Origin of the sequence: Enterococcus massiliensis (genome assembly GCF_001050095.1) — a bacterium.
In the GTDB taxonomy this organism is placed as follows: Bacteria; Bacillota; Bacilli; order Lactobacillales; family Enterococcaceae; genus Enterococcus_C; species Enterococcus_C songbeiensis.
In genome coordinates this window covers 53,684-66,468 of record NZ_CVRN01000006.1, presented here as the reverse complement: position 1 = coordinate 66,468, position 12,785 = coordinate 53,684, and the positions used below count along the sequence as shown (strand labels likewise).

The window sequence follows — 12,785 nt, the reverse complement described above, 5'->3', positions numbered from 1 at the left end:
GTCGAAGCAGAGAGAAAAGACCAGCAACTTCTTCTTAGTTAAGAAATTATTTAGAATCCTCTCTTCTGCTCATCACTCGTGTAAAAAAAGTGGGTTACTTTTTTCGAAATCAGCAGCTTACTCCGCCGTTTTTTTGACCGCCACCCAAATTTCACTGTAGGTATTTTCCCGCGGGTCACCATACCGGGTAAAAGAAATTCCCGGTGCTTCGATCAACTCATAGCCTGAAGACGGCAACCATTCACTGTAGATTGCGGCCCAGGTTCCTTGCAGGGTTTCTGGAAAAGGTCCTTGATTTGGAAAAATGGCCCATGTCAATGAGGGAACAGCCAACTGTTCCAAATCTTCATAAGGATTTTCTTTCGAAGTAGCAAAGCCGATAAATTGTGTTAACTCGCCTTTTTCCTGCAACCAGCCTTCGTCAAAATCGTAGGATACTTGCAGGACCTGTTGTGGATACAAGTCTCCTAAGCTGTGCATCTCTTCCCGTTGTTGGGGCGTGATACTTTGTGCCAACTCAGCAATTGCCGGATTTTCTCCTTCAAATTGGATAGGCACGCGTTTGCTGACCCCAACCAAATGAAAAGCGTCTTTTTGTTCAATTTTAAATTCCATCGATGTTCCTCCTTTTATTGTGAGAGCAAAGGTAAATTTAGGAAATGATTTTTGAATCGCATTTTTCGCTACAGCAGACGGTGAAAACCCGCTCCATTCTTTAAAGGCGCGGGAAAAACCTTCCACCGATTGGTACCCGAACGTAAAAGCAACCTCCGTCACGGAACTTCCAGTCACCAACGCTTGATTCGCCAGTGATAGTCGTCGATTTTTGATGTACTCATTTAGCGGCATGCCAGCCAGATAAGCAAACATACGGCGAAACTGATAGGCAGAAACACCGGCTCGTTTCGCAATTTCTTCATCATTGATCGTATCTGTCAACTGTTCATCAATATAATTCATGACCTGATTAAATGCATGGATCATCATTTCTCACCTCTCGTCCCTTACTTTACGCAAAAAAAGGCATTCGGACTTGATAATCGGCAGTCGCCTTTCATCAATTCACTCAAAATATGTGGGATAAATCTGCTCGTACTGCTGTTTTGCTGCCTCATCACCACTGATTTTTTTCATTTTAGCAGGTTTGACTTCTTCTGGGTAGAGCAAATAATACAGCCCAAAAATCGGCTCGTTTGCATCGGCTAGCCAGCAATCTGCCGCTAAAATTTCCGCGGTGAGCTGTTGCAAAATCTCCGTCTTGAAAAATCCGCCGCTGATGGAAAGCTTTGTTCCGATACCGACTGTTTTGGCTAGAAGTTTGAGATTCATCAGTGTTCCCTCAATGATTCCCCGTAAAATATCCGCTTTCGTGTGATGAATGGACAGATATTTCAATTCTGCGGTTTGGTCGTTCCGCCAATAAGGCGCTCGTTCGCCATTAATATAGGGATGGAATCGTATCCCATTTCCACCAATCGGCGATTCTTGGATCATCGTCAATTGTTCCAGAAGTTTTTCATCAGCAAACAATTGATTTTTTGCCCACTCCAGCACACACCCACCGTTATTTGAAGGCGCGCCGACCACATAAAATTCCTCATTTAAGTAATAACAAAAATTTTGCTTTTCACTATCAACGTAAGGTGTTTGCGTGATTCTTCGGATTGCGGCGCTGGTACCGATCGTCAAACTGTCGGGAATCCCAGTAGTCAAATAGCTGGCATACGCAGCGAGACAACCATCACTGGCGCCGGCAAGCACCTTGATGTTTTTTGGCAGCGCTAATTCTTTGGCAAGAGAGCTCAAAATCGGAAACGACTCTGTGGGTTCAACGACTTTTGCTAATTGCTTCTCAGTGATTCCCAAAAAATGGAGAATTTCTTGGTCCCAGACCAACTCTTGGCTGTGAAAAAGTCCCGTTGCCGATGCGGTCGAACGATCGATCAAAAATTCTCCGACAAATTGTTGCAGCACCAATTCCTTTAAACCGTAATAAACTGTTTCAGGCGGATACTCTCCTGTTTCTTGAAAATGCAAAATTTTCGCAAATGGTGACATTGCATGAATCGGCGTTCCAGTCTTTTGATAAAAACGTTTGGCTTCCGGTGTTTCTCGAAAGGCTTCAATCGTTTCCTCCGCCTGATTGTCTGACCAGATAAATATGCGATCATAGGTTTCTTCAACGACGGGCAAGCAACTGTGCATAGCTGTGCTAAAGCCGATATACTGCAATTCTTTCCGTAATGAGTGAGGAATTACCCGAACCCCGTCAGCAATACTTGCCAGAATTTCTTCTGCCTTTTGATATTTTTGCTTGTCTTCATAATAAGTTGTTACAGGTACACTGGTTTTAAACAGCAGTTTTCCCTGTTCAATCACACCAAATTTGATGGCGGTCGTCCCAACGTCGATCCCCAAAAATAAATTTTTCATCTTCTCGCATCCTTTTCTCGCAACATTCACCTAAAAAAGGGCAGGGCACCGATCATCGATTCAGCCCCGCCCTTCATGACTATCTATTGAATTGTTCGTCTGGCGTTTCCAATACCCGTTCATCTATCAGAGAACGATACCAGTAAGCCGATTTTTTCAATGAACGTGTCCGTTCTTCATTTAATTCGATTCGTACCAAGCCATAGCGATTCTTGAAGGCATTCATCGGTGAAACACAATCAGTAAAGGCCCAAAGCATGTAGCCTTCACAATTGGCACCCTCAGCAACTGCTTGGAGCAAGTAACGTAAGTGTTGACCAATGAAATTAACCCGATAGCTGTCATTAACGACACCTTGATCATCTTGATAAGCTTCTTCATTTTCACGTCCCATGCCGTTTTCAGTAACCAGCCAAGGAATATTGCCATAATTATTTTTCAGGTACATTGCCATATCGTACATGATTTTTGGATAAATTTCCCAACCGCGGGAATTGTTCATTTGTTTTCCTGGCAAATCAAAGACTTCGTAAAACATTTCCGGATGAAACGGTGTTTGTTCGTTCCATTGGTATCGGGGAGCCTTAACCCGTTTTGGATAATATTGGTTCACTCCTAAAAAATCTACCGTATTGGCTTTGATGATGGCTAATTCTTCTGGTGTAGCATCAAAAGAAATATCGTGTTGTTCGCAAAGTGCCAATAATTCTTGTGGATATTCCCCTTTTACCATCGGATCGAAATACACCCGGTTAAAGAATAAATCATACATTGCTGCTGCTTTTAAATCTTCTGCTGAATTTGAACGAGGATAAACCATTTCCGGATTCAAGACACAACCGATTCGACCGCCATAATTTCCTTCATGGTAGGCAGCAATCGCTTTGGCTGTTGCTAAAACTTTATGGTAGTTCCAAAGCATCCATTTTTTCGTGTTTTGCTCATGAGGCCAGCGAACGGCATCCAAATAGCAACGTGTTTGCACAACAATTGGTTCATTGAAAGTAAACCAGTGTTTTACCCGGTCACCATAACGTTCAAACGCGATTTTTGCGTATTCTGTATATAATTCAACCACTTTTTTGGAAGACCAGCCGTCGTATTTTTCCATCAGATAGGTCGGCACTTCATAATGCTCTAAGCAAAGCATCGGTTCTACTCCCGCTTCAATCAACGCATCCACCACATCACTGATATGTCGCGCATAGTCTTCGTCCACTACTAAATTGTCATAATCGGTGAAAAAACGCGACCAGTTGATGGATGTCCGATAATGAGTCAAATGGATTTCTTTCATTAAATCGACATCTTCTTGGTACTGTTCCATAAAATTCGTGGCAACTGCTGGACCATATCCATTATGCCAAACGAAGGATTCTTCTTTGTACCAACTATCTAAAAAGGAATCTTGTCCTTCTTTTTTTCCTTTCCAGCCTTCTGTTTGCCATGCTGACGATGCAGCACCAATAATAAAATCTTTAGGAATTTGGGTTTTCATTATTTTCTCCTTTTCATAAATCAACTTTTCTTAAACAAAGGGTGCCTGTCGTTTTATTAAGCCACTTCATTGCGGGTCCGGTTCATTACTTTTACAAATGGCAAGTAAATCAAAATGGAAACCGCGATACAAACGATTTGAGTGATAACTGCGCCGATGTCTCCGGCTGTTGCTAAATACGCATTAACGATTGGTGGCATTGGCCATGGAACCATCACAACTGCTTTTGCCGCAAACCCAAGAGTGGTTGCAACATAGCCGATTGTACCGGTAACCAATGGTGTCAAGATAAAAGGAATCGCAAGAATTGGGTTCAACATGATTGGCATACCGAAAATCACTGGTTCATTGATATTAAAGATTCCGGGTGCTAAAGATAATTTTGTGATTTGGCGCATATCTTCTCGTTTGCCCACCAATAAAATGGCAATCAACAAACCAATTGTAACACCAGATCCACCCATACTCATATACATATCCCAAAACGGCATTGTAATAATGTTAGGAATTTCTTTTCCAGCTTCAAACGCTTCTGTATTAACCGCAATCGCAGCCAACAACAAAGGTTCGCGAATTGGTTTGATCATTTGATTTCCGTGAATCCCGATAACCCAGAAAACTTGAGAAATAAACATCAACAATAGAATACCTGGTAAGCCTTGAACAACACCTTCCAGTGGACGTTGCACAACGTTGTAAATAATATCATAAGCATACAAGCCAGTGATTGCTTTGATAGCAAATCCGGCTGTTGCAATAATGGTAACGGTTAAAATGGTTGGAAACAAAGCAGAAAAACTAGATGCTACGTTGGTTGGTACCGTATCCGGCATTTTTAACTGCAATTTTTCTTGGCGACCTAACCAGCAGTACAGTTCAATAGAAATAATGGCAACGAACATTCCTAGGAATAATCCTTTTGTATCCGTGTATTGTTTTGCCAAAACATTTTCTGCAATAACTGCTTTGTCATCGCTTAAAAATTCAAAGACCGTTGGATTCACCGACAGATAAGACATGACTGCGATAATCCCTGGAAAAATTCCTTTGACATTGTTTAACTTGGCTAATTCGATCCCAATCAAGAATACTGCGTAGATCGTTAAAAAGCTTAAGGTGACATAACTGATGGCCGAAGAAATCGGTTTTAATTCCGCTAAGAAACCTAATCCGTTGATCTGTGCCAATCCATTTTCATTGTCAAAAACCATCGCTGAAAACAACGTACCAAACGCCCCAGTGATGATTACTGGAATCAAGGCTGCAAAAGCATTCTTGATGACTTTGATATAGCGTAGGTTATTGATTTTCATTGCGACACTACCTAAAACATTTGCTAATTTATCCATGAAACTTGTTCCCATTTACTTTTCCTCCTTTTGACCTAAACAACATCCATTTTCCGAAAAGTTCTCCTAGTTGAGAATTTTTCTACAGCGCTTACAACTTGTTTTGCAAAAAAAAGAATGAAATAAGTGCAAGAAGACTGCGTTGTCACCAACAAGCGAATCTTCACGAGATTTCTTTTTACAAAGACAAGTCATCTGATGTATTCATTCTAAAATACATCAGACGACTTGTCAATATTTTTGTTGTAATCGGTCTCATTTTTTTTGATGGACGATGGCTTTCAGTTCTTTACGGTTATTCGCCATGTGGATAGTCATGGCATCCAGCGCTGCAATCTCATCGCGATTTTCAATTGCTTCGGTGATATCCTTGTGCATGTCGATCGTTTCGATCTTCAAATGCTTGATATTGTAATTTTTATTGAACAGCCCAATGGATTCATTAATGATTGGAATAATATGAAACAGGGCTACGTTGCCGCTTGCCGCCGCAATCGTCGTGTGAAAATCAATGTCCAGTGTGACGTGACGAGAATCATTTTTATAAAAAGAATCCTCGATTTCCACCCGCAGACGATTCAGTTTATCGATTTGTTCTTGTGTTGCGTATTTAGCTGCCAACGCTGCCATCTTCGGCTCCAGCAAATACCGCAATTCAAACAAATCCTGAATCATTTTGTCTTGGTCCTTCACCAGCGAAAAACCTAGCGGATCATTGGCGATTCCCCGTTTATCACTGATAAACGTTCCTGCTCCTTGGCGAACTTCCAGCACATTACGAGAAGTTAGCGCTCGTACTGCTTCCCGCAAGGTACTGCGGCCAACGTCCAGCTGTTGGGACAATTCGTACTCATTCGGTAGCTTCATGCCAATTTCCAACTCATTTTTCGTGATGTAGTCTAAAATTTTATCGGTGGTCCGTTCCACCAATGTCTGATTTTCCATGATACTACTCCTTTCATTAATCATCTGATGTATTTAACTATAATCGGTCCATGTACAAAACACAATCAGCAGATGACTTTAGAAAATAAGACAACCAACAATGGCTGCGTTATTTCTACAAAAATTTCTTTACGACACTTGCCAATAATTGGAAATCTTGTTTCATTGAAATATCTCTTTATACACCAAGCAGTCCTCTTCCTTCAACTCTTCTTTCATAATACAAAAGAAAATTTGCAATTTCCAATGTTTCTCGCAATGTCTTCTGGAAAAATGCAGATATTTTTTCTTTAGAAAAAAGCAAACTGTTAAACGAATAATTTTTATTGATATTCGATAAATATCATGCTACACTTTTTTTATCCTTTAAGAAAGTGAGTAGTAAATGATGAAAACAAAAACCTTATTTCTAAAAGCATCTTTACTTTTTATCAGTTTGTTGGTTTTACTTTTTAGTTTGTTTATCTTTCCAAAATTCCCTCACGCGATGCAGCAGGAATATCCGCGAATCACTTATGAGAACTGGGTCTTTATTGGTGGACTTTATCTCTCGGAGCTCTGTTTCTATTTTGCTGTTTTTCAAGCCTTTCGCGTACTGCGGCAGGTGGATCACAATCAAGCTTTCTCCCAAGAAACGCTACTGGCCGTCACCCGTTTAAAACAGGGATTGTTTGGCATGGGAGGCAGTTATCTGACCTTTTTGCCGTTTCTCTATGTAATGGCAGATGTGGAAGATGCTCCAGGACTGATTTTTGTCGGCTTAGGAGTGATTGCCGTTCCCTTTATCGCGGCCGTCTTTGTGGCGATTTTACAAAAACTGCTGGAAAATGTTCTTTTGATAAAAACAGAAAATGAATTGACAATTTGAGGTGAGAAAATGGCAATAATCGTAAACATTGATGTCATGCTGGCAAAACGCAAAATGTCTGTTACCGAATTGACCGAAAAAGTCGGAATCACAATGGCTAATCTTTCGATTTTAAAAAACGGAAAAGCCAAGGCGATTCGCTTCTCCACCTTAGAAAAAATTTGCGAGGCTTTGGATTGCCAACCGGGAGACATTTTAGCCTTTCAGTCCGATCAGGAAAATTAAATCGACAAAAAAACTGGTCGCCTTTTCGGAGCGACCAGTTTTTCTTTAATTTTCTGGATTTGGTTGACGATCCAAAGCCTTCATGAATGGGAACCAGATTACTGCCACGATCACAAAGTCGATAACCTGCAGTAGTCCTCCCAACCAAGAATTCGTAGCTAAAATTCCGCTAGCGATAATCGGCACCGTCCATGGCACAGACACACCGGTTGGCGCTGGAACAATTCCGGCGGCCATCACTAAGTAGTTCAACGTTGTAACAACTAATGGTGCAAGCACCCAAGGAATCAAAATTGTTGCGTTCAAAACGATTGGCAGACCAAAGATTACGGGTTCGTTCACATTGAATAGACCAGGTCCTAAAGCCAAACGACCAATATCTTTGTATTGTTTTTTCTTCATGAAGAAAACCAGGATAACAACAACGGCCAAGGTCATACCAGAACCGCCAAGACCTACCGTGAAGGTTTCCATAAATGGTTTCGTAATGATATGAGGTAATTTTTCTCCTGCTTTATAAGCATCCAAATTGTCCAGCATCAACGTGTTCCAAATAGGGTCCATCACTGAATTGACAATGATTTGTCCATGTAAACCAAAGAACCATAAGAATTGAACAAAGAACAAAGCAATCAAGGTTGCCGGCAAGCTGCTGCCTAAACCAGTTAAAGGTTTTTGAATCACGTCATAAATCACATCATGCAAGTTGACATCAAACACACCAGTTACGATTGCATTGATGAATAAGAACACACTTAACGTAATGATTGCTGGAATCAATGCAGCAAATGATTTGGTTACTGCTGGTGGTACACCATCAGGCATTTTGATTTGCCAGCCGCGTTTTGTCACACGACAATAAATTTCTCCTGCTAAAAAGGCTGCGATCATACCGATAAACATCCCTTTTGCACCTAGGCGATCCAAACTCAGCACATTGCTGACTGTTTCGCCGCCTTCAGTTACGGTAAAGAATGGTGTTAAAATCAAAAAGCTGGCAAAGGAGACAGCTCCACCAAAAATACCTTCTACATCATAAGATTTAGATAAATAATAGCCAATACCAAATGTTACAAACACAGTCATGATACTCATTGTGGCATTTTGTCCACTACCAAACAATGTTCCCAAGGTTCCTTTTGTGTCATCGCTGAAAAATGGCAAGTTATTAATAACGACAACAATTGATCCAAACATCGTTAACGGAAACGCTAACATAAATGCGTCACGTAAAACCGTCAGATACCGATTTTGTCCCAGCCAATTCGCAAGGGGCATAATCTTTTCACTGATTTTATCCATCATAAAAATCATTCCTCATTCCTTTTTAGTAATCGATTACAAAACCTATCTTAGCACGACTTCTAAAATAAGTCTATACTTTATTTGAAAAAGTATATTTCTATAACTGTCGTTAACTAGCCTACACAACGAATTTGCAGAATAGTCGAGCTACCTTCTGTTTTCTTATGGATTTACATTTTTACATTCAAGATAATATAACAAAATATTTTTCTTCATTATAAAAAATACCCTCTTTATTATTAGAGGGCATTTGGTAAAGACTATTTTAATTTCGTGTTAAAATCATTTCTGTAATAAATCGATCGTAGCGATGGACCGAAATCGAATATTCAAACGCAGCTCCGGTAGCCAAGTATCCGATTTGCTCCGCAACCCCCACCGGATCTCCTTTTTCTAAGAAAAGCTGTTCTGCTTCAAAATCTGTCGCTTTGCGAACGGTAATAGTTCTATGACCACTTTGAATTTTAAGATGCAATTCTTCTTCAATGTATTCATAAATTGAGGCTTCCAGTGTTTCTTTCTTTAATCCGGGAATCACATCGATAGGCATGTGAGTTTCCTCGATTACTGCTGGACTGCCATCCAAGTACCGTACTCGATAAATGTGATAAACAAAATCTCCCTCTGAAATGTTCAATTTACTTTGAATCAACGGTGAAGCTTTAATGACTGAAAAATCGAGGACTTTACTAGTTACTTTTTTGTCCGGATTTTCTGCGGTCTTTCCGCGAAATTGATTGACGATTGCAATTCGATCGATTTCATTCTTCGATAAATCTTTGACAAACGTTCCCGAGCCTCGACGTTTAATGATTAAGCCCTCTGATACCAAAATATCCAACGCCTGCTTGACCGTCATCTTGCTTGCTTCATAAAAAAGCCCCAGTTCTTTTTCTGAAGGTAATTTATCATTGGATTGGTATTCTCCAGCCAAAATTTTATTTCGTAAATCTCCTGAAATATGGATATATTTTTTCACAACTACTCACCTCTTTTGTGAACACACAGTTTCTCCTCTAAATAATAACTTATTTCAGGTGAAAAAGTCTATCTTATTCCTTGTAAAAGAAAAGAACTCAGAACCGTCGCTCTGAGTTCACTTTGCTTATTTCGTTGCCATTTTTTTATAGAGAGCAATGATTTCCTTCGCCAAGTCGGTAAAAGCAATGGCAGTCATCAAATGGTCTTGACTATGGACTGTCAGCAGTGTGACTTCCATGTGATTGCCTTGCGCTTCTTGCGTCAACATATTGGTTTGGGAATGGTGTGCTTCGACCAAAGATTTTTCTGCGTCTTTGATTTTTTCTTCCGCTTCCTCAAAATCGCCGGCTTTGGCAGCTTGGATTGCTTCCATCGCATCGCTTTTTGCATTACCGCCGTACATAATCAAGCCCATGATGGCTTCTAGATTTTTTTCATCCATGTGTCTTACTTCCCTTCAATTAATTTTTCTGCTTGTGCCAAGACCTTTTTACCGTCCATCATGCCATAATCTGCCATATTGATGACATCAAAGGGAATACCTTTTGGCGCTAATTTTTCAGCAAATTGGGTTTTCATGAAGCGTACTTGTGGACCCAACAGTAAAACATCCACCGGTTTTGTTGCCAAATGATTGTCTGCATCTGAGGCAGCAACGGCGAAAATGTCTGCTTCCATCCCTTTTTCTTCTGCGGCTTTTTGCATTTTTGTCACTAATAAACTGGTACTCATGCCTGCCGAACAAACCAGCATAATTGTTTTCTTTGCCATGTTTTCCACCTCAACTAATTTTCAATGATTGTATCTTCCAAAAAGACCTGATTTGTCTCTGCGACATTTTTGATCCAATACCCGGATTTTTTGATGGTTTTTACTTGGGTGTGGATCTCATTTGAAATAAAGCCATATCGATTACGGTACGCATTTTTCCACGACCAGCAATCGATGGGGGTCCATAAGTGATAGCCGAAACAATTCGAGCCTTCCGCCATTGCTTGATTCAACCAATACAGATGTTCTTGGATAAATTGAATACGATAATCGTCTTCAATCAATCCATCTGCATTCAAGTAACGTTCTTCTCGGGAAACACCCATACCGTTTTCCGAAACGAACCAATCGATATTTCCATAATTATCGCGAATATTGATGCCGATATCATACAAGGCTTTGGGGTAGATTTCCCAGCCTTTATCAACATTCATCCGTCGTCCTGGCATTTCATATTCATCAAAATATTTTTCCGGCAGCCAATCCACAGTCAAGCTATTTGGTGAAACTGCCGGTGCTTGTACCCGGTGAGGATGATAGTAGTTGACACCTAAATAATCGATGGTATTTTCTTTGATGATCGCCAATTCTTCGGCAGAAGCTTCCCATAAAACCTTGTCTTTTGCCAACACAGCCACTAATTTTTCGGGAAATTCTCCCAGTGTAGAAGCATTCATAAAGAGTTGATTCAACCATAAATCAGCAAATTCTGAAGCGGCTTGATCCGCAGGTCCGTCGGTTGCTGGATATGGAGGAGTCAGATTCAAAATAATCCCGATCCGTCCATTTGGATTTTGATTCAGCTTTCGAAAACGAGCAATCGTCTTGCTGGATGCTAATTGAATATTGTAGGCTACTTGCACAGCTTTTTTACCGTCTACTATATTTGGATAATGGAATTGATGCAGGTATTCTCCTTCAACAATCACCATCGGTTCATTAAACGTGAACCAATCCACCACACGATCGCTGAATAATTCAAAACATTTTTCCGCAAATTTTACAAAAAGATCCACGACATGTTTTGATTCCCAGCCACCATATTGGTGATACAATTCAACGGGTAAATCAAAGTGATGCAGATTGATCACTGGACGAATACCGTTTTTAATGAATTCATTGATAACATCATTATAAAAACGTACTCCGTCTTCATTAACACTTCCAGTTTCCAGATCATCAATCAATCGACTCCATTGAATAGAGGTGCGGATTGAATTTAAGCCGATTTCTTTCATTAAACGAATATCTTCACGAAAACTATTGTAGAAATTCGATGCAGTGTCTGGTCCTACTTGCTGATAAAATTCTTCTGGGGCAATTTCATACCAGTAATCAAACATGTTGGCATGTTGTTTGTTAAAACGTCCTTCTGACTGAGGACCGGAAGTTGCGGCACCCCACCAGAAATTTTTAGGAAATTCTAGATTCATTTTTCTACTCCTCCAATTTCATTCGCAGAATCAAGTTGTTTCTTTGGTCATGTGATACCGTTGTCATTGAAACGCTTACGAAATTTTTTCTTACTTTTCTTTATCATACAGCGAAAAGGTTAAAATGTCTATACTTTAAAAGGATATAAAATATACTTTTAGTCAAAAATAAAAAAGCCGGATTTCTCCAGCTTTTAACTCCATTATTTACCTCTTAATCATCGATTTCGGTTTCTATGACTTCTCCTGATTGAGCGTTTAATTTTACATTGGTCTCTTGATTTCCATCCACCACGGTCACTTCCCAGTAGGTGATATTCAATTCTTTGTCCAGATCCCAATCCGTCGCTTCTCCAGCGCCCACCGTTGTTTCTGCGATTTCAGCCGCTTTTTCAATACTCAATAAATTGGCAAAATTTAATTTTTCTTCCCGTTTTACCCCGTTTCGATCGTCTGCATCCAACATTTCTTCTCGTTCTTTTTCTACTTTTTTCGTTGCACCATCAATGCGAATTTCAACTTCCTTTTCGTCATTGACTCCTTCGACTTTATAAAAGTAGTTGCCAAAAGAAGTATCTAGTTCTAGTGAAGTAATATCTGCATCAGAATAAGTCTCTTGAAAAATTTTGATTGCTTCATCAACCGATACCTTCAGACCGCTAATTCCTTGCCCACTGCTAGACTGAGTCGTTTCAGTCATGTTGGTGCTGGTAGTTTTTGATTGCGCTGTTGATTGCGCTGTTGTTTGTGCTTGTTCTGTACTTGATTGACTAGACTGATTCGGCGTATCTCCTGTTGAGCAGCCCGCAAGCAAGCCCAAGGTAAGCAGGCTCATTCCTAAAACAAATCCTTTTGTTCTCATGATATCCCCTCCACTCTCCATCTTAGCAGTTTTCTCAGAGAAATCACAAGGCGAATCCGCCAAATAAATCGTATTTTATTCAATTTTACAACGAATTTTAATTTATTTTGACAAA

General features: G+C 40.2%; 13 protein-coding genes. 2 read left to right on the top strand and 11 right to left on the bottom strand.

The window, feature by feature from the left end; all coding sequences use genetic code 11:
- Positions 1-117: 117 nt before the first annotated feature.
- The 5 genes from BN1875_RS05075 to BN1875_RS05055 form a co-directional block, all read right to left on the bottom strand.
- A complete protein-coding gene (locus BN1875_RS05075; RefSeq protein WP_048604177.1) occupies positions 118-984 on the bottom strand; it encodes an AraC family transcriptional regulator in 867 nt (288 codons plus the stop codon).
- A gap of 78 nt (positions 985-1,062) precedes the next feature.
- Complete coding sequence (locus BN1875_RS05070) at positions 1,063-2,433, bottom strand: gluconokinase (protein WP_048603769.1); 1,371 nt, start codon at positions 2,431-2,433, stop codon at positions 1,063-1,065.
- Between the two features lie 79 nt (positions 2,434-2,512).
- Complete coding sequence (locus BN1875_RS05065; protein ID WP_048603768.1) at positions 2,513-3,931, bottom strand: glycoside hydrolase family 1 protein; 1,419 nt, start codon at positions 3,929-3,931, stop codon at positions 2,513-2,515.
- A gap of 56 nt (positions 3,932-3,987) precedes the next feature.
- A complete protein-coding gene (locus BN1875_RS05060) occupies positions 3,988-5,295 on the bottom strand; it encodes a PTS sugar transporter subunit IIC (protein ID WP_048603767.1) in 1,308 nt (435 codons plus the stop codon).
- Between the two features lie 240 nt (positions 5,296-5,535).
- Entirely contained in the window at positions 5,536-6,228 is a 693-nt protein-coding gene (locus BN1875_RS05055; RefSeq protein WP_082147256.1) for a FadR/GntR family transcriptional regulator, read from the bottom strand.
- 382 nt (positions 6,229-6,610) lie between these two features.
- Here BN1875_RS05055 and BN1875_RS05050 point away from each other — a divergent pair, with 382 nt between their 5' ends.
- Entirely contained in the window at positions 6,611-7,093 is a 483-nt protein-coding gene (locus BN1875_RS05050) for a DUF2975 domain-containing protein (RefSeq protein ID WP_048603765.1), read from the top strand.
- 9 nt (positions 7,094-7,102) lie between these two features.
- Positions 7,103-7,318, top strand: a complete 216-nt coding sequence (locus BN1875_RS05045) for a helix-turn-helix domain-containing protein (protein WP_048603764.1) — start codon at positions 7,103-7,105, stop codon at positions 7,316-7,318.
- A gap of 45 nt (positions 7,319-7,363) precedes the next feature.
- On the opposite strand, the gene celB is transcribed toward BN1875_RS05045, so the two are convergent.
- From celB to BN1875_RS05015, 6 genes are all read right to left on the bottom strand, one after another.
- Positions 7,364-8,620: a PTS cellobiose transporter subunit IIC gene (gene celB / locus BN1875_RS05040; RefSeq protein ID WP_371851515.1), complete on the bottom strand. Its 1,257-nt coding sequence runs from the start codon at positions 8,618-8,620 to the stop codon at positions 7,364-7,366.
- 268 nt (positions 8,621-8,888) lie between these two features.
- Entirely contained in the window at positions 8,889-9,602 is a 714-nt protein-coding gene (locus BN1875_RS05035; RefSeq protein WP_048603762.1) for a GntR family transcriptional regulator, read from the bottom strand.
- A 126-nt stretch (positions 9,603-9,728) separates the two neighbouring features.
- Positions 9,729-10,046, bottom strand: a complete 318-nt coding sequence (locus tag BN1875_RS05030; protein WP_048603761.1) for a PTS lactose/cellobiose transporter subunit IIA — start codon at positions 10,044-10,046, stop codon at positions 9,729-9,731.
- A gap of 5 nt (positions 10,047-10,051) precedes the next feature.
- Entirely contained in the window at positions 10,052-10,375 is a 324-nt protein-coding gene (locus tag BN1875_RS05025; protein ID WP_048603760.1) for a PTS sugar transporter subunit IIB, read from the bottom strand.
- A 14-nt stretch (positions 10,376-10,389) separates the two neighbouring features.
- Complete coding sequence (locus BN1875_RS05020) at positions 10,390-11,808, bottom strand: glycoside hydrolase family 1 protein (RefSeq protein WP_048603759.1); 1,419 nt, start codon at positions 11,806-11,808, stop codon at positions 10,390-10,392.
- Between the two features lie 214 nt (positions 11,809-12,022).
- On the bottom strand, positions 12,023-12,670 hold the full coding sequence (locus BN1875_RS05015; RefSeq protein ID WP_048603758.1) for a PepSY domain-containing protein: 648 nt from the start codon (positions 12,668-12,670) through the stop codon (positions 12,023-12,025).
- Between the last annotated feature and the right edge of the window lie 115 nt (positions 12,671-12,785).